This is a genomic window from Ottowia thiooxydans (assembly GCF_040548795.1).
GTDB classification, from domain to species: Bacteria; Pseudomonadota; Gammaproteobacteria; order Burkholderiales; family Burkholderiaceae_C; genus Ottowia; species Ottowia thiooxydans_A.
The window spans coordinates 249,386-268,658 of record NZ_JBEPSH010000006.1 but is presented as its reverse complement, the minus strand read 5'-3'; the positions used below and the strand labels follow the sequence as shown (position 1 = coordinate 268,658).

16 protein-coding genes are annotated in these 19,273 nt (G+C 61.0%); 10 read left to right on the top strand and 6 right to left on the bottom strand.

Annotated elements, in window-relative coordinates:
* Window positions 1–153 precede the first annotated feature (153 nt).
* Entirely contained in the window at window positions 154–2,031 is a 1,878-nt protein-coding gene (locus ABIE13_RS16040) for a CotH kinase family protein (RefSeq protein ID WP_354445200.1), read from the top strand.
* 127 nt (window positions 2,032–2,158) lie between these two features.
* Here ABIE13_RS16040 and ABIE13_RS16035 read toward each other — a convergent pair whose 3' ends face one another.
* The 3 genes from ABIE13_RS16035 to ABIE13_RS16025 form a co-directional block, all read right to left on the bottom strand.
* Window positions 2,159–2,326 carry a hypothetical protein gene (locus ABIE13_RS16035; RefSeq protein ID WP_354445198.1) on the bottom strand — a complete coding sequence of 56 codons (168 nt, stop codon included), beginning with the start codon at window positions 2,324–2,326 and terminating at the stop codon, window positions 2,159–2,161.
* Window positions 2,327–2,343: 17 nt separating this feature from the next.
* Window positions 2,344–3,393 carry a YeeE/YedE thiosulfate transporter family protein gene (locus ABIE13_RS16030; RefSeq protein WP_354445610.1) on the bottom strand — a complete coding sequence of 350 codons (1,050 nt, stop codon included), beginning with the start codon at window positions 3,391–3,393 and terminating at the stop codon, window positions 2,344–2,346.
* A 95-nt stretch (window positions 3,394–3,488) separates the two neighbouring features.
* Entirely contained in the window at window positions 3,489–4,451 is a 963-nt protein-coding gene (locus ABIE13_RS16025) for a sulfurtransferase (RefSeq protein WP_354445196.1), read from the bottom strand.
* A 177-nt stretch (window positions 4,452–4,628) separates the two neighbouring features.
* Here ABIE13_RS16025 and ABIE13_RS16020 point away from each other — a divergent pair, with 177 nt between their 5' ends.
* The 7 genes from ABIE13_RS16020 (at window position 4,629) to ABIE13_RS15990 (ending at window position 12,552) form a co-directional block, all read left to right on the top strand.
* A complete protein-coding gene (locus tag ABIE13_RS16020; protein ID WP_354445194.1) occupies window positions 4,629–5,555 on the top strand; it encodes a LysR family transcriptional regulator in 927 nt (308 codons plus the stop codon).
* An 83-nt stretch (window positions 5,556–5,638) separates the two neighbouring features.
* Window positions 5,639–7,048, top strand: a complete 1,410-nt coding sequence (gene tcuA, locus ABIE13_RS16015) for an FAD-dependent tricarballylate dehydrogenase TcuA (protein WP_354445192.1) — start codon at window positions 5,639–5,641, stop codon at window positions 7,046–7,048.
* A complete protein-coding gene (gene tcuB / locus ABIE13_RS16010; protein ID WP_354445190.1) occupies window positions 7,035–8,207 on the top strand; it encodes a tricarballylate utilization 4Fe-4S protein TcuB in 1,173 nt (390 codons plus the stop codon). The genes tcuA and tcuB overlap by 14 nt, the downstream gene beginning before the upstream one ends.
* A 60-nt stretch (window positions 8,208–8,267) precedes the next feature.
* Complete coding sequence (locus ABIE13_RS16005) at window positions 8,268–9,866, top strand: AMP-binding protein (protein ID WP_354445188.1); 1,599 nt, start codon at window positions 8,268–8,270, stop codon at window positions 9,864–9,866.
* A gap of 36 nt (window positions 9,867–9,902) precedes the next feature.
* Window positions 9,903–10,688, top strand: a complete 786-nt coding sequence (locus ABIE13_RS16000) for a citryl-CoA lyase (protein ID WP_354445186.1) — start codon at window positions 9,903–9,905, stop codon at window positions 10,686–10,688.
* Between the two features lie 39 nt (window positions 10,689–10,727).
* Entirely contained in the window at window positions 10,728–11,693 is a 966-nt protein-coding gene (locus ABIE13_RS15995) for a Bug family tripartite tricarboxylate transporter substrate binding protein (protein WP_354445184.1), read from the top strand.
* A 7-nt stretch (window positions 11,694–11,700) separates the two neighbouring features.
* The gene (locus ABIE13_RS15990; protein WP_354445182.1) at window positions 11,701–12,552 is read left to right on the top strand and encodes an NADPH-dependent oxidoreductase; all 852 of its coding nucleotides are present in this window, start codon (window positions 11,701–11,703) and stop codon (window positions 12,550–12,552) included.
* 810 nt (window positions 12,553–13,362) lie between these two features.
* Here ABIE13_RS15990 and ABIE13_RS15985 read toward each other — a convergent pair.
* The 3 genes from ABIE13_RS15985 to ABIE13_RS15975 all read right to left on the bottom strand — a co-directional run bounded on the left by ABIE13_RS15985 (window position 13,363) and on the right by ABIE13_RS15975 (window position 17,015).
* Complete coding sequence (locus ABIE13_RS15985; protein ID WP_354445180.1) at window positions 13,363–14,550, bottom strand: alpha/beta fold hydrolase; 1,188 nt, start codon at window positions 14,548–14,550, stop codon at window positions 13,363–13,365.
* A 76-nt stretch (window positions 14,551–14,626) separates the two neighbouring features.
* Entirely contained in the window at window positions 14,627–16,006 is a 1,380-nt protein-coding gene (locus ABIE13_RS15980; protein ID WP_354445178.1) for a lyase family protein, read from the bottom strand.
* Window positions 16,007–16,034: 28 nt separating this feature from the next.
* The gene (locus ABIE13_RS15975) at window positions 16,035–17,015 is read right to left on the bottom strand and encodes a Bug family tripartite tricarboxylate transporter substrate binding protein (RefSeq protein ID WP_354445176.1); all 981 of its coding nucleotides are present in this window, start codon (window positions 17,013–17,015) and stop codon (window positions 16,035–16,037) included.
* A 126-nt stretch (window positions 17,016–17,141) separates the two neighbouring features.
* Here ABIE13_RS15975 and ABIE13_RS15970 point away from each other — a divergent pair, with 126 nt between their 5' ends.
* Together ABIE13_RS15970 and ABIE13_RS15965 are read left to right on the top strand one after the other, a co-directional pair.
* Window positions 17,142–18,029, top strand: coding sequence for a LysR family transcriptional regulator (locus ABIE13_RS15970; protein ID WP_354445174.1), 888 nt, complete (start codon window positions 17,142–17,144; stop codon window positions 18,027–18,029).
* 252 nt (window positions 18,030–18,281) lie between these two features.
* Complete coding sequence (locus tag ABIE13_RS15965; RefSeq protein WP_354445172.1) at window positions 18,282–19,271, top strand: Bug family tripartite tricarboxylate transporter substrate binding protein; 990 nt, start codon at window positions 18,282–18,284, stop codon at window positions 19,269–19,271.
* The last annotated feature ends 2 nt before the right edge of the window (window positions 19,272–19,273 follow it).

Sequence of the window (19,273 nt, the reverse complement as noted above, 5' to 3'; positions counted from 1 at the left end):
TGGAGCATTTTTTGGAAACTGGCATTTCCGCCATCAAGAGGCTTCGCCAAGCCCTCAGGACAGGCCAGCGATTCTTCTGCATACTCTCACTTAACAGCGACAGCAGAGAGGTTTCTGCCGTGGTGTTTGTGTCGCGATAAAAAGGAAAACGTGATGCCCATGATGAATAGTATTTTCGTACGGCCTCAATTTCTGGCGGTGGTCATGGCCGCTGCTGCTCTGGGCGCGTGTGGAGGAGGATCCGAGACAGACCCGCCTGTAAAGACGGGTGCTACCACCAGCCTGGGGCCGGGCTCCAAAATTTGCGTTGACCTCAATCAGAATCTCCGCTGTGAAGCGGATGAGCCTGCTACTTTTGCAGACTCAGAGAGCCGCTACGAAATTGCGACGCCCCCAGAGTCGGGCACATCAGCCATCTTGCTGGTGGGAGAGCCGGCGTCGACGCCAGAGGGAGTTGCACCACTTCGTCTCGCCACTCTGGCCGGTTGGTCGAAAGAGATCAATGTGCTCAACACCATGGTGGCGGCGAAGGTCTTGACCCAATCCGCCGCAGATGCAAGTGGGGCCTACAACGATATCGTGAAGGCCTTTGGCGTATCGAATAATGTGAGCCTGAATGCGTCTTGGGCCGCCATTGATTCCACCGCGCAATCCGCGTTGCGCGAAGCTGCCGAAATCGCCCGCGAGCAGGCTGGCGTGGATGACTATTCGGTGCCTGTGGTCTCCAATGCATCGCTGGCGTTGATCGACAGCCTGGCTCGCTATATCGATGGGTCCACGGGTCAGCTATTGCCTGGCGTCACCTCTCATTATGTGAAGACCGATGTGCGAGGGACGCTGGGTCTGGATATCTGTACGGTTCCGCAGGTGCAACGGCTGGAGATCGCGACCGAGGGAGGTGCTCCCATTCTCGACAAGGAGAACTACATCAACGCCGTTGCCAGCTTGCAAGACGGCAATGGCGTGGCGCTTGCGCAAGAAATGGACCTCAAGATCCGGGGCCGGGGCAATTACACGTGGGAGATGCCCAAAATGCCATTCAAGCTCAAGCTGGATAAGGAAGCGAGCTTGCTGGGCATGAAAAGTGGGCGTGACTGGACCCTCCTGGCCAACTATGCCGATAAAACTTTGCTGCGCAATGAATTAGCTTTTTGCATGGCAAGGATTCTGGGCATGCCTTATACGCCGCAGAGCCGGTTCGTGGAGCTGACGCTCAATGGCGACTATGTTGGGCAGTATCAATTGACCAACAAGACCGACGAAATTGAAATTGAACTCAAGAAGCAAGCCAAGGGCGATGGCGTGAATACGGAGATGCCCCTGGACCAGTTCAACGATATTTTTCTTCTTGAGATGGATGCGCGGCTGGATGCGGACTATTGGTTCAGGAGCGCCTCCACCATTCCCTATACCTTGCAGACGGATACAGATGCCATGCAGGTTGCAAGGGTGGAACGCTGGATCAACCACTTGGAAGACGTATTGATAAGTGGGTCGTCTGGGGAGCGGTTTAACCAGGCAGAAAAATACATCAACCTCGAATCCTTGGTGGATTTTTCTCTGGTGAATGAAGTCTTGAAAAACAAAGACGCGTTCTTCAGCAGCACTTTCATGTACAGAAGTTCGGTGAATCAGAAGCTGAATTTTGGACCCATCTGGGATTTTGATTTATCCGCGGCCAACACTGACATTAATCAACCGGTGGGCCAACCTGATGGTTGGCATCTGCCTACGATTGTGAATGGATGGTATTTCAAGGCCATGATGGAAGAGCCCAAATTCAGAGCCTTGAGACAAGCGCGCTGGAAGTACCTGAGCACTCAGATGAATCGGGTCGATAAGTTCTTGGAGAGTTCGGCCGTGGCGATGGAGCCGTCACAGAAACGAAATTTTCAGCGGTGGCCCATTCTTGATACACAGGTCATCGCCAACACAGCCGTCCTGGGCTCGTATGAGGCGGAGGTTCGTTATCTGCGCAATTGGATGACAACGCGTGTGGGCTGGATCAATCAGAACATCAGATATGAATAGCGGCCTGGCAAGTGACGCGCTGACTGTCTGCATGGTCCCTAGGCACGAGCAGACAGTCGGGCCAACCAGGAGAGGAAGCTGCTTATCTCACCTGGGACCGGCCTGAAACTGAATAGATCAGGGGTGACTACTTCGGCATCGCGCAATGCCCACCCTGCGTGGGCAGTCCAGAGCCTGAGGCGATGATGGGCGGCTCCAGCCGTACGTTCACAGGTTCGGAATGCACCAGGTCCCAGGAAGCAAAGCCGATGAGGGCGAGCCAGAAGATCCAGCGGCGGGTCGCGGTCGTGGTCATGTGTGTCCTTCCCCGCCTTAGAACTTGAAATGCCGCCGCACGCGGATGCCGATCAAGGTGCCCAGAAAGGCCATGGGCACCCAGATCCAGCCGTGAATACTGCCGGTAGAGATGCCGCTCACCATGGCGCCAACGTTGCAACCGAAGGCCAGGCGGGAGCTGTATCCCAAAAGAAAACCCGCCAACAGGCCGACACTCCATTGCACACCCGTGAGAGGGCGAGTTTCCTGCGGACGTTTGGGGGCAACCCAAAGCGCGCCGGCCAGGATGCCAATGTTGGTGATGCTGGTGATGTCCAGGAAAAGCGTCTGTGAAAGGCGCTGTGCATGGCCAGGGTCGCTCCAGAAGGCGTTTTGCGTGGGATCAAACAGGCCGAGTGCAGTGGCGCCCTTGGCGGCCCAGAGACCGAAACCATACACCACGCCCCAGGGCTGGCCGGCGATGAGTAGGTTCAAGGCGGCAAACACCGCCAAGACGGCTGCACCCCACAGCCAGCGCGATGGAATGGTTTTCAGGCTCAAGCGCTTGCCGCTCCACAGGCGAATTCCTACGGCCACTACGGCCAGTGCGAGCAACGTGGCAGTCAGTGCTCCGCCGGCGCCCAGTTTGTCGACCAGGCCAATGGGCTCTGTAGCACCCAGCGCCAGCCAGTCGTTCAGGTGCACAGAGCCCATGAAGCTGCCGATCGCGAACATGGGCAAGATGGCCATGTTCAGCGGTACGCCAAGCCCGGCCTTGTACAAGGTGCCGGAGCCGCAACCATCGGAGATCTGCATGCACAGGCCAAACACGAAGGCACCTATGAGCAGGCTGAAAGAAGGCGGGCCCAGGGCCGCGGTGGCTTCAGGAAAATGCCCGAGCAGGGGCATGGACATTGCGGCCAGCAGTGCCAGCAACAGGATCTGCCCATACACGCCGGCAGGGTCCTTGTTTTCCACCAGATGGCGCCAGCCTGTGGTGAATCCGAAACGGGCGGCGGCCAGGCCCCAACCCAAGCCAACGCCTACCAGCAGCAAAAGGCCCTGGCGTGCGGAAACAGACCAAACCAGCCATCCAAACAGTCCCATGACGGCGATGGCCAGCGGAAGGCGATGGGTCCAGAGGTTGACCCGTGTGGGGGTGGGCGGTGACGCGGCGCGGTCGGCCGTAGTGGCAAGCGTATTCATTGAGGGGCCTTGGTTCCCAGGTTGCGGTGTGACCAGGTCATGAGCTTGTAGCGCAGTTGCGCCCACCGGCCGGGTTCATTCATCATGGGCAGTGGTTTGGCAGACTGTGTCCACTCCACCATGGAGCCCGGGTAGAGCTTGACGTGGCTTTGCCCCAGGACTTCGGAGCGTACAAACCATTCGGTCGCTGACCAGTGGCCTGTGTTGCAGAAAGCAATGACATCTCCGTCGGGTTTGAGCGATGGGGCGTCGGCTTCCTGTTCCAGCGAAGCCTTGTCCATCAGCGCTGCGCTACCGGGTTCAAAGTAGAGATCGCTGTCTATATTGATCGCGCCTGGCAGGGTGCCCCTGGCACGGGCGGAATCCAGTGCCACGCGGCCAGTGTAGAAGGGGGCAGGCCTGGAATCTATGAGGTTGGTGCGAGCGTCGCCGATCTTGGACAGAACTTCGGACTCGGTGGCGATCATGCTCGTGTCCATTCGAGGCTGATAGCTGCTGCGCGGGGCCGTGGCGGGCTTGTTGCTGACGGGTAGACCATCACTCTTCCAGGCGGCTAAGCCACCATTGAGGATGGAAAGCTCCTTCAAGCCCAGCATCTTGAGTGTCCAGTACACGCGCGCGGCCGAGCCAAAGTCGGTGGAATCAATGCCGGTGTAGACAATGACGGTAGGCGTCTCAGGCGTGAGGCCCAGCTCCTGCACCAGGGACGTGAGTTCACCAAGAGCAGGGAGCTTGCCCGGGTTGTCGCCCGGTCCGCGCCAGCGGCTGTAGGGGGCCGACACGGCGCCTGGCACATGTTGCAAGCCATAAGCCTCCGCTTCGCGCACATCCACAATGCGCACGGCATGGGCTTGACTGAGCGTATCCAACTCTTTCGGGGTGAGCAGCACCTGCGCCGCCATGGCCCATACGGGCAGGCCAAGCGCCACGATGGCTATTAAAAGGCGAACTTGGCGCATTTGAACGTGGGTTATGAAACGTCCTATTTTCCGGGCCGGGAGAAGGGTGCTTTAGACAGTTTGGAAAGATGCTTATTTCTTTTTCTTATAAAGAACTCGGTATTGCAACAGCTAGACGCTTTTGTAGATTCATCACTGAAAATCCTGAGGAGTCTGAGGAGGTTTACATTCCAAGCCATGGAGTTGCGCCAGTTACGTTATTTCGTCAAGGTCTGTGAGCTCGGCAGCATGGGCAAGGCTGCGCTTGAGCTTGGGCTGGCCACCTCTGCACTGAGCCAGCAGATCAGCCGCCTGGAGGGGGAATTGGCCACCCGGCTTCTGCAGCGCAAAGCGACAGGCGTTCAACCTACGGATGCGGGTTTGGCCTTCTTGCAGCAGGCGCATCTGACCTTGCGCCACGCCGATGAAGCGGTGCGGGCGGCGCAGACGGCGCGCTTATCCGGCCACGTCAATATCGGCCTGGCTTCCACCACTGCCGCCGTACTGGGCATGCCTTTGATGGCCGCCATGGCTGAACGGTACCCAGCGGTACGCTTGCACCTGGTCGAGGCCTTGTCTGGCCACCTGGCGACGATGTTGAATGCGCGCCAACTGGATCTGGCGATCCTGTTCGGAGTGGATGCCCCTCGGGGCTGGAGCGTTTCCCCCCTGCTGGATGAAGAATTGTTTGTCATCGGCGCCAGGGGTCTTGCCGGAATGCCCACCGGTCCCAGCGTGCGCCTGGCTCAACTGGTCCAGTTGCCGCTCATTTTGCCCAGTGCCAGCCATGGCCTGCGTTCCTTGATGGACGCCGCGTTTGCGCATATGCGCGCCGCTCCCCATATCGTGGCGGAGATTGATGGCTTGTCTCTCTTGATGGATGCGGTGCGTGCGGGATATGGGGCCACCATTCAACCCAGCGCGGCCATTGCGCGGTTCGATGCGCAAGCATTCTTGAGCGTACCTCTCCAAGATGTGGCCACTGGCCGGCGCAATTACCTGGCGAGTCTTTCAGAAGAAGAGTTGTCTCCTGCAGCCTTGGCTGCACGCGTTGTTCTCGGCGACGTGGCACGCAGCGTGGTGCGCAGCGGTGACTGGCCGGGCGTGACCCTTCACAAAAACTGAACGCCTGTTGACGAATCCCGCCTTGCCGGGGAGGCTGGGCATGCCTACATTCTGTTCTCCCACGGAAATAACAGGAGACCAGAGTGCACGACGTGCTCGTCATTGGTGGCGGCAATGCCGCCCTTTGCGCTGCCTTGATGGCGAGCGAGGCGGGCGCGAGCGTACTGCTGCTGGAATCCGCGCCGCGCGAATGGCGTGGCGGAAACTCCGCTCACACGCGAAACCTGCGTTGCATGCACGATGCTCCGCAGGATGTGCTGATCGAAGCCTATCCGGAAGAGGAGTTCTGGCAAGACCTGCTCAAGGTGACCGGCGGTAAAACGAATGAGCACCTGGCTCGCCTGGTGATACGGGCATCCAGTAACTGCCGTGACTGGATGCGTCACCACGGTGTGCACTTTCAGCCGCCGTTGTCCGGTGCCTTGCACGTGGCCCGTACCAACGCCTTCTTCATGGGTGGCGGCAAAGCGCTGATCAATGCCTACTACCGCAGTGCAGAAAGCCTTGGCGTGCAGATCCGCTATGAGTCGCCTGTGGACCGTCTTGAGATCAAGGATGGCCGTTTTGTGGCCGCCTACGTCGGCGGTGAACGCATCGAAGCTCGGGCATGTGTGTTGGCTGCAGGCGGCTTCGAGTCCAACCGGGAATGGCTGCGCGACGCCTGGGGGCAGAACGCACGCGGCGAATGGCCGGCCGACAACTTTCTCATCCGAGGCACACGCTTCAATCAAGGCGTCTTGCTGAGGCATCTGCTCGACGACCACGGCGTGGACCGCATTGGCGACCCGACCCAGGCGCACATGGTGGCTATCGATGCGCGGGCGCCGCTTTATGACGGAGGCATTTGCACACGCATTGACTGCGTGTCTCTGGGGGTAGTGGTCAATCGCGATGGCGAGCGCTTCTATGACGAGGGGGAAGACTTCTGGCCCAAGCGGTATGCGATCTGGGGCCGCCTGGTGGCGCAGCAGCCGGGTCAGATTGGTTATTCCATCATTGACGCCAAGGCGATCGGCCGCTTCATGCCGCCTGTATTCGATGGCGTGGTGGCCGACACCCTGCCTGAGCTGGCGCGCAAGCTGCAACTGGATGAAGCCACCTTCATGCGCACCTTGAACACCTACAACGCGGGATGCGTGCAAGGCACTTTTGACCACACCACCTTGGATGACTGCCATACCGAAGGCATCTCTCCCGCCAAGACGCATTGGGCCAGGCCCGTGGATACGGCGCCGTTCTACGGCTATGCGGTCCGGCCAGGTGTGACTTTCACCTATCTGGGCCTGTTGACAGACGACACGGCAGCGGCGCGCTTCGGTGGCCAACCCAGCGAAAACCTTTTTGTAGCCGGAGAAATGATGGCGGGCAATGTGCTGGGTCAAGGTTATACCGCTGGGGTAGGGATGTCCATTGGCACGGCGTTCGGTCGTATTGCCGGTACGAATGCTGCCCGTGCAGCTTTGAAGCAGGGGATCACGCATGCAGTCGCTTGAAGCCTTGGCGCGAGATGCGCGAGCGTTGGCCAATGGAGAGGTGGTGCTGAACGCGGCAGAGTCAGAAGTGGCGCGGCAAATGCAGATTTGCAATGCGTGCCGCTACTGCGAAGGTTTTTGTGCGGTGTTCCCTGCCATGACAAGGCGCTTGGAGTTCGGCAAGGCCGACGTCCATTTCCTTGCGAATCTGTGCCACAACTGCGGCGCTTGCCTGCATGCATGCCAGTACGCGCCGCCGCATGAGTTTGCTGTCAATGTGCCGCAATCCATGGCGCGTGTGCGAGGCCAGACCTATTCGGACTACGCATGGCCTCCTGCCCTGGGTGTGCTTTATCAGCGCAACGGTTTGGTGTTGTGCATGGCACTGGCATTGGGCTTGGCGCTGTTTTTGGCCTTAGCCGCGATGCTCAAGACGTCCATCTGGGGCGCAGCCCCCGGCGGTGATTTCTATGCCATCTTTCCGCACAACTTGATGGTGAGCCTGTTTGCTCCTATCTTCATTTTTGCAGTTGTGGCGCTGGGCATGGGTGTACGGCGGTTTCTGAAAGAGGTCACGCCCGCTACCAGCGGCGCGCCCGTGGGCGGTGCGGCAGCTGGCGAGGCCACTCGCGATGCGTTGACGCTCAAGTACCTGGACGGGGGCCATGGCGAAGGTTGCCACGAATCAGACGAGGCCTACACCCTGGCGAGAAGGCGCATGCACCACTTCACCTTCTATGGGTTTGCGCTGTGCTTTGCGGCCACCGCGCTCGCCACGGTGTACCACTACCTGTTTGGATGGGTGGCGCCCTATGACCTGCCCTCGATTCCCAAGCTCCTGGGCGCTGCGGGCGGGGTGAGCTTGATGATAGGCACGGCAGGCTTGTGGCAGCTCAACCGCAAGCGCCATCCTTCGCATGGCGCTGCAGAACAAAAGCCCATGGACCTGGGGTTCATTGCCCTGCTGTTCCTGATTGCGTCCACCGGAATGCTGCTCTGGTGGGCACGCGGCACGGCGGCCATGGCATTGATGTTGTGTGTGCACCTGGGCGCGGTGATGGCCTTGTTTCTCACCATGCCCTATGGCAAGTTCGCGCATGGCATCTTCCGCAGCGCTGCCTTGGTACGCAACGCGGTGGAGAAGCGCCAGCCCAACACCCTCGGCCTGGGCTCGGACTGACCCTCCAACTCCACGCCATATTGCCACCATGCTCTCTGACCCATTCACAGGAACCTCTGCATGAAGACGCCCCTTGAGGTTTTGCGCAGTTATGCGCCACACGACTACACCCTGAGCGGTGTCCTGAACAGCCGCCGCGCCCAGAGAGGCGAGGCACCGATGATCTTGGACGAGTCAGGCCGGGGGCTGACCTGGAACCAGGGGGCTGAGGCCATTGATGCACTCGCGCGCTCACTCGCTGCGCGTGGTGTGCAGACCGGAGACCGGGTGGCCGTCGTCGCTCGCAACGGGCGCGAACATGTGTTTCTGCTGTTTGCCTTGGCACGGTTGGGCGCCATCATGGTTCCGATCAACCCGGAGTTTGGCGTGGCCGAACTGCGCTATGCGCTGGGGCACGCTCAGGTGTCCGGTGTGGTCCTGGATGAAGCTGTCCGCGCTGCCGTGGATCAGGCGCTTGAAGGATCAGGCGTAGAAGCCTGGCAGGTCCTGGTCGATGGGGATGGAGCCAGCCTGCCCAGCTTGCAGCAATGGCAAGACAACGCACCTGCGACTGATTTGCCCGCGGCACCATCCGCCGACGCTCCGTGCTTGATGATCTTTACGTCCGGTACGACTGGGTATCCAAAAGGTGTGTTGCATAGCCAGCGCAGCATCTTGCTGGTGGGCGAAGCCAATCTGGGACGCATGCGTTTGCAGCCTGAGGACCGGATTCTCATTGTCTTGCCCTTCTTTCATGTCAACGCACTGTGCTACTCCTTGTGCGGGATGATTGCCGCAGGGTGTGCCTTGATCGTGACGCCGCGTTTTTCTGCGTCGCGCTTCTGGAGCATTGTGGTGGACGCGGGGGCCACGGTGGTCAACTTCATTGAGGCCATGGGCAATATCCTGAAGTCGCGCGACCGTTCGGAGTTCAGGAAAGACCATCGCATCAGGGTGGCCTACGGCATCAGGCAAAGCTCCTACCAGGCTTTTCAGCAGGAGTTTGGCATTGCCAACCTTCTCTCTGGTTTCGGCATGTCCGAAGTGCCAGGGGTTACTTGCAATCCCTACGGCGAACCCGGAAAACCCGGTTCCATGGGCGTGCTGGCGCAGCACCCTGATCCTGCGCAACCCTGGGCGCAATGTCGCGTGGTGGACGACAAGGGCGACGACGTAGAAGCTGACGTCGTGGGTGAGCTGTGGGTGCGAACGCCTGTCTGCATGCTGGGCTACTACAACGACCCCGAACAGACCGCCGCAGCATTTCAGGATGGTTGGTTCCGCACGGGTGACATGGTGCGCCGCGACGCCGATGGCTGGTTCTTCTATGTCTCCCGAGCCAAGGACATCATCCGCCGCCGGGGAGAAAACATTGCGGGGGCGGAGCTGGACCGCGTGGTGGGTGAGCACCCCTCGGTGTATGAAGCCGCTGCCATCGCCGTGCCCTCTGAATTGGGTGAAGACGACATCCTGGTCGCCGCTGTTTTGCACCCCGGTGCTTCGCTTGAAGCCCAAGCCTTAGCCCAATGGTGCCGCGAGCGACTGGCGGTCCATAAGGTGCCGCGCTACGTGGTGTTTGTCGATTCCATCCCTCATACCGCGACCCACAAGATTGCCAAGTCCTTGATGAGACAAGACACCACTTTGCGCGAGCGCGCAACCGATCTGCAACGCGGCTGAACGTCGCAATCCTTTCAACGTATTCAAGGAATCAACATGGCTCGCCGCAAACCTCTTCGCACCGACATCGCCTGGAGCACCACCGACACCATCACCGTCAAAGGCCTGGATCTCTGCCAGGACATTCTGGGCAAAGTGTCGCTGGGTGATATGGCGTTTCTGGGCATGACGGACCGCTTGCCCACGCCAGCGGAATCGCTGGTGTTCAATGCCATTGCGGTGTGTCTGGTCGAGCATGGCCTGACCCCCAGTGCGCTGGTGACCCGCCTGACCTTGGCAGGGGCACCTGAGGCCATGCAGGCCGCCGTCGGCGCGGGGCTGTGTGGCCTGGGAAGCGTCTTTGTGGGCAGTATGGAAGACGCTGCGCGCTTGCTTCAAGAAGCGTTGCCGAAGTCTGAGGTACCTGCCGGCACACCTCCCAACATCGAGGAGCTTGCCAAGCAACTTGTGGCGCGAGAAATCGCCGCTGGACGCAGCCTGCCCGGCATAGGCCATCACATTCATAAGCCGCAAGATCCTAGAGCGCCTGCGCTGTTTGCGATCGCACGCGCGAATGGCTTTGACGGCCCCTACATCGCCTTGATGGAAAAGGTTGCGGACGAAGCCGGGCGTCAGCTGGGCAAGTCGCTGCCGGTCAACGCCACGGGCGCTATCGCTGCCATTGCATGCGAAATGGGGCTTCCCTGGGACATCGTGCGCGGCATTGGGGTGTTGGCCAGAGCAGTGGGCCTCGTGGCCCATGTGCTTGAGGAGCGCCGCAACCCCATTGCACGCGAAATGAAAACCATGGTGGAAGAGCAAGCTACTGCGCACTTCCGCTGATCCACTGTCACACAACAATCAATATTCAAGGAGACTGTCATGAAGCGTTGGTCATTGCTGTTTGGAACCCTGATGCTGGGGCTGGCTTCCAGTGTGTCCGCCAACACGGACTACCCCAATCGTCCGGTGCGCATCGTCGTGCCTTTCGCACCAGGCGGCGGCGGCGATTTCATTGTGCGTACCTGGTCGGAGCGGCTGGCGCAAGTGCTCAAGCAACCTGTGGTGGTTGAAAACCGTGGCGGCGCCGGTACCGTCACAGGAACGGAGTATGTCGCCCGTGCGGCGCCTGACGGCTACACGCTCTTGTTCACCAGCACCGCGCTGGCAACCAACCCGACCTTGATCCCCGGGCTGCGCTACCGCACGCCAGAAGACTTCGCGCCGGTGGGCCTGGTGATCACCTACCCCTTTGTGCTGGCAGCGCGCAGTGATTTTCCTCACAACACGGTGCCCGAACTGATTTCCTTCGCTTCCAAGAATCCGGACAAGGTCAGCATCTCCAATTCGGGCGAAGGATCGGGCTCTGCATTGGCAGCCACACTCTTCAAGGAAGCGACCGGCGTATCGATGATCACCGTGTCCTACAAGGGTGCTGGCCCGGCCATCGCAGATGTAGCTGCCGGACATGTGGACCTGACCTTCACGGGCATGTCCCAGGTCAAACCCTTTCTCGACGGCAAGAAGGTCAAGGTGCTGGGCACCTCGGGCTTGAAGCGCATGGTTTCGGCCAAGCAGGTCAAGACCATTGCAGAGCAGGGTGTGCCAGGGTTCAACTCGGTGGTCTGGTGGGGCATGCTGGCACCGGCAGGCACGCCCAAGGACGTGATTGCCAAGCTCAACGCGGCGCTGAAGACGACTTTGGCTGATCCTGCTATCGTGGAGCGCCTTGCCGTTATCGATGGCGAGGTGGAAGTCACTAGTCCGGAAGTTTTCGATAAATTGATCCGCGATGAGTTGGCGCGCTGGGGCCGTTTGCTCAAGCCAACCGACGCTGCTAAACGCTGAGGAACTGATGCCAGAAACCCTACACCCCCTGCAAGCTCTTCTGGATGCGCGCTACGCGGATGCGTCGCCGAAGATGGCTGAGTTCCATCCAGAGTCCGAATCCGTGGAAGCGGCTTTGGCGGTGCTGCTGCAGCACCGGTCGGCGAGGGCGTATTCGCCTCGGCCGGTCGCGCAGCCTGTGCTGGATCTGATGATGGCGGCCGCGCAATCAGCTTCCACGTCTTCCAACCTGCAAGCATGGAGTGTGGTGGCGGTGAAGGATCCGGAGCGGAAAAAACGCCTTGCCGCCTTGGCTGGAGGACAACGCCACATTGAACAGTGTCCGGTGTTTCTGGTCTGGATTGCAGACCTGGCCCGCCTGGAGGCCGCGGGTGCAAGGCATAACTTGCCGCGGGGCGGACTGGACTATCTGGAGCTCATGCTGGTGGGTGTGATTGACGCCACGCTGGCAGCCCAGAATGCAGCTGTGGCCGGAGAAGCCCAGGGTTTGGGGGTTGTGTACATAGGCGGTATTCGCAACAAGCCGGAGGCTGTGGCGCAGGAGCTGGGGCTGCCGCCACGCGCATTTGCTGTGTTTGGCATGTGCGTGGGCTACCCCGATCCAGAACGCCCTAGTGACGTCAAGCCGAGATTGCCTACGTCTGTCGTCTTGCACGAAGAGCGCTACGACGCGGCGCGCAACGAGCAGCCCGTGGAAGACTATGCGGCGCGGATGCTGAGCTTTTATCAGGCTCAGGGAATGAAGACCAATGGCGATTGGGTTCAGCATTCGTTGCATCGGGTGCGGGGGGCGGAGAGTTTGCAGGGGAGGGATAGGTTGGTGGAGGCGTTGAAGGGGATGGGGTTTGAGAATCGATGATCTTTTCCCTCTCCCTCTCCCTCTCCCTCTCCCTCTCCCTCTAGGGAGAGGGCGGGGTGAGGGCAAGTGCAAGCGGCGATGGTTTAGGCGCTGTGGGAACTAATTGCCGTCTACTCTTGCATTGAGGTCGGAGGCCGGGGAGTGCGCCCGGCAGCGCACCTACTTCTTCTTTGCTCCGCCAAAGAAAAGTAGGCAAAAGAAAGGCGGCCCCACTGTCCGCGTCCCTTCGCTTCGCTCCGGGCAACCTGTGGTGCTCGCGCCCAAGGCGGTGCGGCAGAACTCGCGGCATTCGCTTCGCTCACTCTGCTCAAACAGCTGCCGCAAGCTAGTTCACGAAGCAAGAGCATCTTGCAGTGCTCTTGCCCGCCTTGGACCCTGCGCTCCTCGGCACGGCCAAAGGGGTGGGGAGCATGACTCGGGCCATTGCTTCGCTCGGCCCCCGAATAGCTAGTCGTTTGCACGAGATTTCGTCCCCTCTCCTGCTTGTGGGCGCCCGGCTAGGGGAAGGGGCTTGGTGCGGCCGGCTGCGGCGTGAGGGCCGACAGCGCCGCTGGCACACGCTTTCTTCATCAACTCTTGCCGGCCCCATCGCTCGCATGCGGGGCCTTCGGTTCGGCTTTTTTAGTCGAACCGCAGCGGCTGGCCAAGACCACTCGCGCTTCCTGTCGCGCCCAGCCCCACACCGTCAGTCCCAAGCGACACGGACGGCCGCGGAGCAGGCCATTCGGGAGTAGCCGCGGAGCGGGCTTTGCCCGGCCGCTGGCTGCGTCCCCCTTGGGGGGAAGGCGCGCGAGCGCCTCAGGGGGTGGCCTATTCGCGCTCGCGCAAAATCCCCCCCACGATCCCCGTCGCATGGTTGGCCGCTGGCACGCCGCAATAGATAGCGGCCATGAGCACCACTTCCTTGAGGTCCTCAGGCGTCAGCTGAGAGTCCTCCTGTCCATCGAGTGCCGCTCGCACATGCAGCGCAAACTCATCCCAGGCGTGGATGCCAATCATCATCGACAGCACCATGAAACGGCGCAGGCGATCGCCCAGGGCCGGGCGGCCCCAGATGTCATTCCAGGCGTGGCGCGTGATCAACTCTTGAAACTCGGTGTTGAAGGCGGTCCGGTTCGCCAGCGAACGGTCCACCCAGGCATCACCCAGAATGCGGCGGCGGTGCTGCAAGCCCTGGGTGTAGTCGGTGGTTGAGGCATCCGATGTCGCGGTCGGCGGGGGCGGGCATCGGTCACGCACAAAGGCGCGCAGCAGGCGCGCAAAGGCCGCAGGTTGCTCAATGGCGCTGATGTGTGACGCCTTGGGAAGTATTGTCAGTTCGGCACCGGGTACGGCTTCAGCGATGGCTTGGGCCATGGCCGGTGGTGTACCGGCGTCCAGGCTGCCGGCGATCACCAAGGTGGGGATGTGGATGGCGGACAGACCCTCGCGCCAGTCGACGTCGCGCACTGCCTCGCAACAGGCCGCATAGGCCGTGGGTGAAGTACCTAGCAGCGTGGCGCGGGCTTTGACCACGGCGTCTGGATGAGCGGTGCGGAAGTCGGCATGGAAATACCGCTCCATCACGGTGTCGGCGATGGCGTTCAAGCCTTCGCTTCGTACCGTGGCAATGCGGCTGTCCCAGTTGGGTCGTGCAGCGTCTGGGTAGTGCGCGGTGGTGTTGGCCAGTACCAGGCCTTGGATCAACGCAGGGTAGCGAATCGCCAGGCCCATGCCCACCATGCCGCCCATGGATAGCCCAACCCAGACCACCGGCCCACGCGCCACGTCTCGCAGGAGGGCTGCTGCTTCGTCGACCAATGCGTTCATCGTCCCCGCCTGGGGTTGGCCAGGAGAGCCGCCGTGGCCGGGGTGATCAAACATCAGAGTGCGTACCTGCGGGCCCAGGTGCGCCAGCAAGGGTGACCAGGCGTTGCGGTCCATGCCCAGTGCGTGGCTCAGGACAATCAGCGGGCCGGAGCCCTCGTTCTGCAAGGTGTACGACAGCGTGGAAGCCATGGGGATAGATCCCTTTAAACAATCAATAGCGCGTGCGTGGCCTGAAGTTCAGGACGCGCGCACGTTGCGAAAAACCTCAAATACGAGCTTCTTCCAGCAGGCGGTTACACAGGCGGGCAGATGGCTCGGTGACCAAGCCCAGGTCACACGCTGCGGCCAGTGAAACATGGAGCGCTGTGCGTGGGCCCTCGGGCAAAGCCTGGACGCAAGTATCTTCGATCAGCAATTGCAGTAGCGGCGTTTGCCGGGCGAGTGCCAGCGGCCCCAGCGCTTGTATCCGGGCGCGGGCCAGTGGCTTGCCTACTGCGGCGGCCAGCGCTTGCGTGAGCCCTTCCGAATGAACCAGTCCTTGCAGGCTGTCGATATTGCGGGCCATGCGCACGGTGTCCACTTGCAGGCCAGACAGCGCATCCCGGATCGCGCTGGTGGCACCGAAGGCTTGTATCCACAGTTGGGGCCAGACGGCGATCTCGGCCTGCCATTCGCCCAGGCCTCGCTCGTGGGCCTGGGCCATCGTGGACAGCAAGGTGGCCGCAATGCCGGGGCCTTGAGCGCAGGCTGCAATGGCCTGCATGCAGGCCACCGGATTGCGTTTGTGCGGCATGGCGCTGGAGCCGCCTCGTGCCGCGCCGCCCGGGGTGGCGCTGGCGGGAGCGCCTTCTGAGACTTCAGCCACCTCGGCCTGCGAAAGCAGAGCGAGGTCCTTGGCGATCTTGGACAAGGACCCCATCAGCACGGCCACCTCCAGCCCGAAGCGCAGCCAGGCATCGCGCTGTGTGTGCCAGCTGCTGGCTGCGTGGCCCAGACCCAGCCGCTTGGCCATGCGTGCAGCGATGCGCTCGCCGGCTTCGCCCAGTGCGGACTGATTGCCCGTGGCGCCGCCCAGTTGCAGCAGCAGAGCCTGTTTGGACAAGCTCAGCAGATGGGCGTGGCTGCGCCGGAGAGGCTGCAACCATGAAGCGCATTTCAAACCCCAACTCATGATCTGAGCAGGCTGCAGCAGCGTGCGAGCAAGCATGGGGGTGCTGGCGTGGCGAGCCGCCTGGTCTTGCAACAGTGCGATGCATTGCTCCAGGGGGCTGAGCAGCTGCGCCAGGGCCTGCTGTGTCATCAACACCTGAGCCGTGTCCACCACGTCCTGAGTGGTGGCGCCAAAGTGCAGGTAGCGAACGGCGTGCGTCTGGCCACGTTGCTCCAGTGTGGCTGCAATCATCGCCACCAGCGGCACCGCCATGGCACCTCCATGGCGCGCTTCATCAGCCAACGCTTGTGCGTTGAGTGGCGTTGCTTCGCAAGCGGCTGTGATGGCCGCAGCGGCTTCGAGGGGGATCAGGCCTTCGGCAGCTTGCGCCTCGGCCAGTGCTGATTCGAAATCGAGGAACGCCCGACACAGGGCTGCGTCATCGAATAACTGGTGTGCAGCACCGGGCAGCAGGGATTGGCCGAAGGCGTTCACGTGGCTAGAAAACTTGGTGGTAGGAGGTTCAGATGCTGGCGCCCGAGCTCTTGATCACCGCAGCCCACTTGGCAGACTCTTTCTGAATACGGGCGCCGTACTGCGCGGCGTCTCCCAACAGCGGTTCAGCACCTTCCACACCCAGCTTGGATTGGAAGGCGGGTGTTCCGGCCACTTGCAGAATCTGCTTGCTGAGCGCCTCGATCCGGGCGGCTGGTGTGGAGCTTGGGGCCAACAGGCCGTACGTGAGCGTGCTCTCGAAGTTGGCCAACGAAGCAATGCCAGATTCGGCCACGGTAGGCACCTGCGGCAATTGGGCATGGCGCTTCGCGCTCGTCACGGCCAGTGCCCGCAGCTTGCCGCTGGTGACCAGGGCCTGAGCGGGTGGAATCACGCTGAACATCATCTGCACCTGACCACCCACAACGTCGGTCAAGGCGGGGTTGGTTCCCTTGTAAGGAATGTGGGTCATCTTGACTTTGAGGGCCTCAGCAAACATCTCGGAAGCCAGATGACCGCCCGTGCCTGCGCCGCTGGAGGCATAGGTATAGGGATCCTTGGATTGGCGAATGGCGTCCACCAACTGTGCCAAGGTCTTGATGGGTGAGGATTCGGGCACCACCAGCAACAAGGCGGCAGAGGCGAACATGGCCACCGGCTTCAAACCCTTCTGGACATCGAACTTGAGCCCCTTGTACAAGTAGGGGTTGATAGAGACGGTGCCGGTGTGGCCCAGCAGCAGCGTGTTGCCGTCGCCAGCGGCACGCACTACGTACTCGGTGCCGATATTGCCGCCCGCACCCGCTTTGTTTTCAACGATGTAGGTGCGGCCAAACGAAGTGGACAAGCCATTGGCCATCTGGCGGCCCAGGACGTCATTCCCACCTCCGGGTGCGAAAGGCACCACGATGCGCACGGGCTGGCTATCGTTTTGTGCCCAGGCGGGCATGGCGGCACCCAGCGCGGAGAGGGTGAGCAAGTGGCGGCGAGTGAGTTGGGATGATGTCATGGGTAGTCTCCTGATGAATTGGGCGCGGAGGAAATCAAGCCTGAGCGCGCTGACCCGGAGTATGCGGATTAGGGAACAAAGAAAGAATCACGTCTGAGTGCGATCACATCCAACATAATGTTGGTTGTGGATACTGCCTTCTTGCACACTTTCCTGCTCGTGGCTCGCAAGGGTTCGATGTCTGAAGCCGCTCGCCAGCTTGATTTGAGCCCCACCGCCGTGGCCCAGCAAATGCGGGTGCTGGAGCGCGAGCTGGGCGCGCCGTTGTTGCAGCGCGCCGGTCGCACCGTTCGCCCCACGGAGGCCGGCCACCGCTTGATGGAAAAAGCCGAGGCCCTGGTACGCGAAGCAGCCAGCCTGCGCACCTGGGTGCATGGCGATGAACTTCAGCATGAAATCCATGTGGGCACCGTAGCCACCATGTTGCACAGCGCTTTGCCTGGTATCTTGCAAGCCTTCACCGCACGCTATCCGCAGACGCGTGTTTCCATCCGGGCTGGCTTGGCCGGCCAGTTGAACGAGTTGGTCGCAGAAGGTGCCGTGGACGTGGCGCTCACCTTGCAGCCGGGGTACGACATTCCCAAGACGCTGGAATGGCGTGTGATACGGGAAGAGCCACTGATCGTATTGGCCCACAGTCGCTTCGCAGGGTCCGATCCTTTGCGGCTGCTGCGCGAACAACCTCTCATTCGCTACGACCGTACTTTGGGCGGGGGCAAGCTGGCCGATCAATTCTTGCGCGACGCCGGCATCGTGCCGCAGGAGCGCTTTGAGTTGAATTCGCTGCTGGCGGTGTCGCTGATGGTGGAGCGTGATCTGGGTGTGGCATTGGTGCCTGACACCATCTCCCCCTTCAGGGACGCTCAGGCGCTGGTGCGCATTCCGCTGCCGCAAGCCAGGGCTGCGCGCGTGCTGGGCTTGCTGTGGCTCAGGGCCTCTCCCAAGAAGGTTTTGATCAAAGGCTTTGGAGAGTGCGCGGAAGGCGTGATGCGCAGCGATATGCCCTCGCTCTGATGGATGGCACCTGAACGCGAAGGAATAGCGGGCAGTTTGCTTTTTTGATTGCGCTCGATGTGGATGAGATCACTGGCCTTTGGGGTCTGAAGTGCTTGGGGCTGTATCTGCATAGTTAGGTGGAAACCCTGTTGCCGGCTCTTTCGGTCACTTGATAATTCTCGAGGTCGCTGGAAGTGGGGCGGCAGACGCCAAAACATTGGCGATTTTCACGAGAGCCGACAGGCCGAACGGCCAAGGGACAAGCGACACATGACCGCATTTCAAGAAAGACGCCAACTGCTGCTGGCAGCTGGTGCCGCTAGCCTGGCGGCCTGTTTCCATACAGATGCCTTTGCAGCAGATCCCTCCTGGCCCAGCAAACCTATCCGGCTGATCGTGCCTTTCGGCGCCGGGAGCGGCGCGGACAACATGGCGCGGGTGGTGGCTGATGAATTGCGCGTCGCGCTCAACGTGCCGGTGGTGATCGACAACAAGCCGGGAACGAATGGCGCACTCGGTGCAGGCATGATCGCTAAAGCACAGCCGGATGGCTACACGCTGGGCATCACGGGGTCATCGTCCAATTCGGCAGCGCCGTGGTTGATGAAGAACGTGGGTTACGACGCGGTCAATGATTTCGCTCACATTGCCAACCTGGTGACGATACCGCTGGTGCTGTGTGTCAACGAAACGTCTCGGTTCAGGACCATGAAGGAACTGGTCGATGACGCGACGGCCAATCCCGGCAAGCTGACCTACGGTTACGGATCCAGCAGCCAGCAGGCCACTGCCGCCACCTTCGCATCGATGGCCAAGATCAAGGTGCTGCCCGTGCCTTACAAAACGGTGCCGCAGGTCATCACAGACCTCTTGGGTGGCCAGGTCGATTACGCCTGGCTGGACGTCTCTGTTGCTGGCCCCCAGTTGAAGGCGGGCAAACTGCGCGCGCTGGCAGCGGCATCGCCTGTGCGCATTGCGTCTTATCCCAACGTGCCGACGCTCGCGGAAAACGGCATCACGACGTTCAACCTGATCGTCTGGGTCGGCATCGCGGCGCCTCCGGGTACGCCGCCGGAGATTCTGTCGCGCGTCAACACCGAACTTGAAAAAATTTCGCGCAATCCCGAGTTCCGAAAAAGGCTCGAATCTCAAGGCTTCGATGTCAAGCTGATCAGCCTCGCAGAGCACAAGCGCCACGTTCAGCAGCAGTACGACTCGTGGGGCAAAGGCCTCAAAGAAGCTGGCGTGCAACCCGAATGAAG

What these genes read in the sequence shown, in the direction of transcription:
- ABIE13_RS16020 (WP_354445194.1), top strand. Translation starts at nt 4,629, where the DNA reads ATGGAGTTGCGCCAGTTACGTTATTTCGTCAAGGTCTGTGAGCTCGGC.
- ABIE13_RS15995 (WP_354445184.1), top strand. Translation starts at nt 10,728, where the DNA reads ATGAAGCGTTGGTCATTGCTGTTTGGAACCCTGATGCTGGGGCTGGCT.
- ABIE13_RS16035 (WP_354445198.1), bottom strand. Translation starts at nt 2,326, where the DNA reads ATGACCACGACCGCGACCCGCCGCTGGATCTTCTGGCTCGCCCTCATC.
- ABIE13_RS15975 (WP_354445176.1), bottom strand. Translation starts at nt 17,015, where the DNA reads ATGACATCATCCCAACTCACTCGCCGCCACTTGCTCACCCTCTCCGCG.
- ABIE13_RS15965 (WP_354445172.1), top strand. Translation starts at nt 18,282, where the DNA reads ATGACCGCATTTCAAGAAAGACGCCAACTGCTGCTGGCAGCTGGTGCC.
- ABIE13_RS16030 (WP_354445610.1), bottom strand. Translation starts at nt 3,393, where the DNA reads ATGGGACTGTTTGGATGGCTGGTTTGGTCTGTTTCCGCACGCCAGGGC.
- ABIE13_RS16040 (WP_354445200.1), top strand. Translation starts at nt 154, where the DNA reads ATGCCCATGATGAATAGTATTTTCGTACGGCCTCAATTTCTGGCGGTG.
- ABIE13_RS15985 (WP_354445180.1), bottom strand. Translation starts at nt 14,550, where the DNA reads ATGGCTTCCACGCTGTCGTACACCTTGCAGAACGAGGGCTCCGGCCCG.
- ABIE13_RS15990 (WP_354445182.1), top strand. Translation starts at nt 11,701, where the DNA reads ATGCCAGAAACCCTACACCCCCTGCAAGCTCTTCTGGATGCGCGCTAC.
- ABIE13_RS16025 (WP_354445196.1), bottom strand. Translation starts at nt 4,451, where the DNA reads ATGCGCCAAGTTCGCCTTTTAATAGCCATCGTGGCGCTTGGCCTGCCC.
- ABIE13_RS16005 (WP_354445188.1), top strand. Translation starts at nt 8,268, where the DNA reads ATGAAGACGCCCCTTGAGGTTTTGCGCAGTTATGCGCCACACGACTAC.
- ABIE13_RS16000 (WP_354445186.1), top strand. Translation starts at nt 9,903, where the DNA reads ATGGCTCGCCGCAAACCTCTTCGCACCGACATCGCCTGGAGCACCACC.
- tcuB (WP_354445190.1), top strand. Translation starts at nt 7,035, where the DNA reads ATGCAGTCGCTTGAAGCCTTGGCGCGAGATGCGCGAGCGTTGGCCAAT.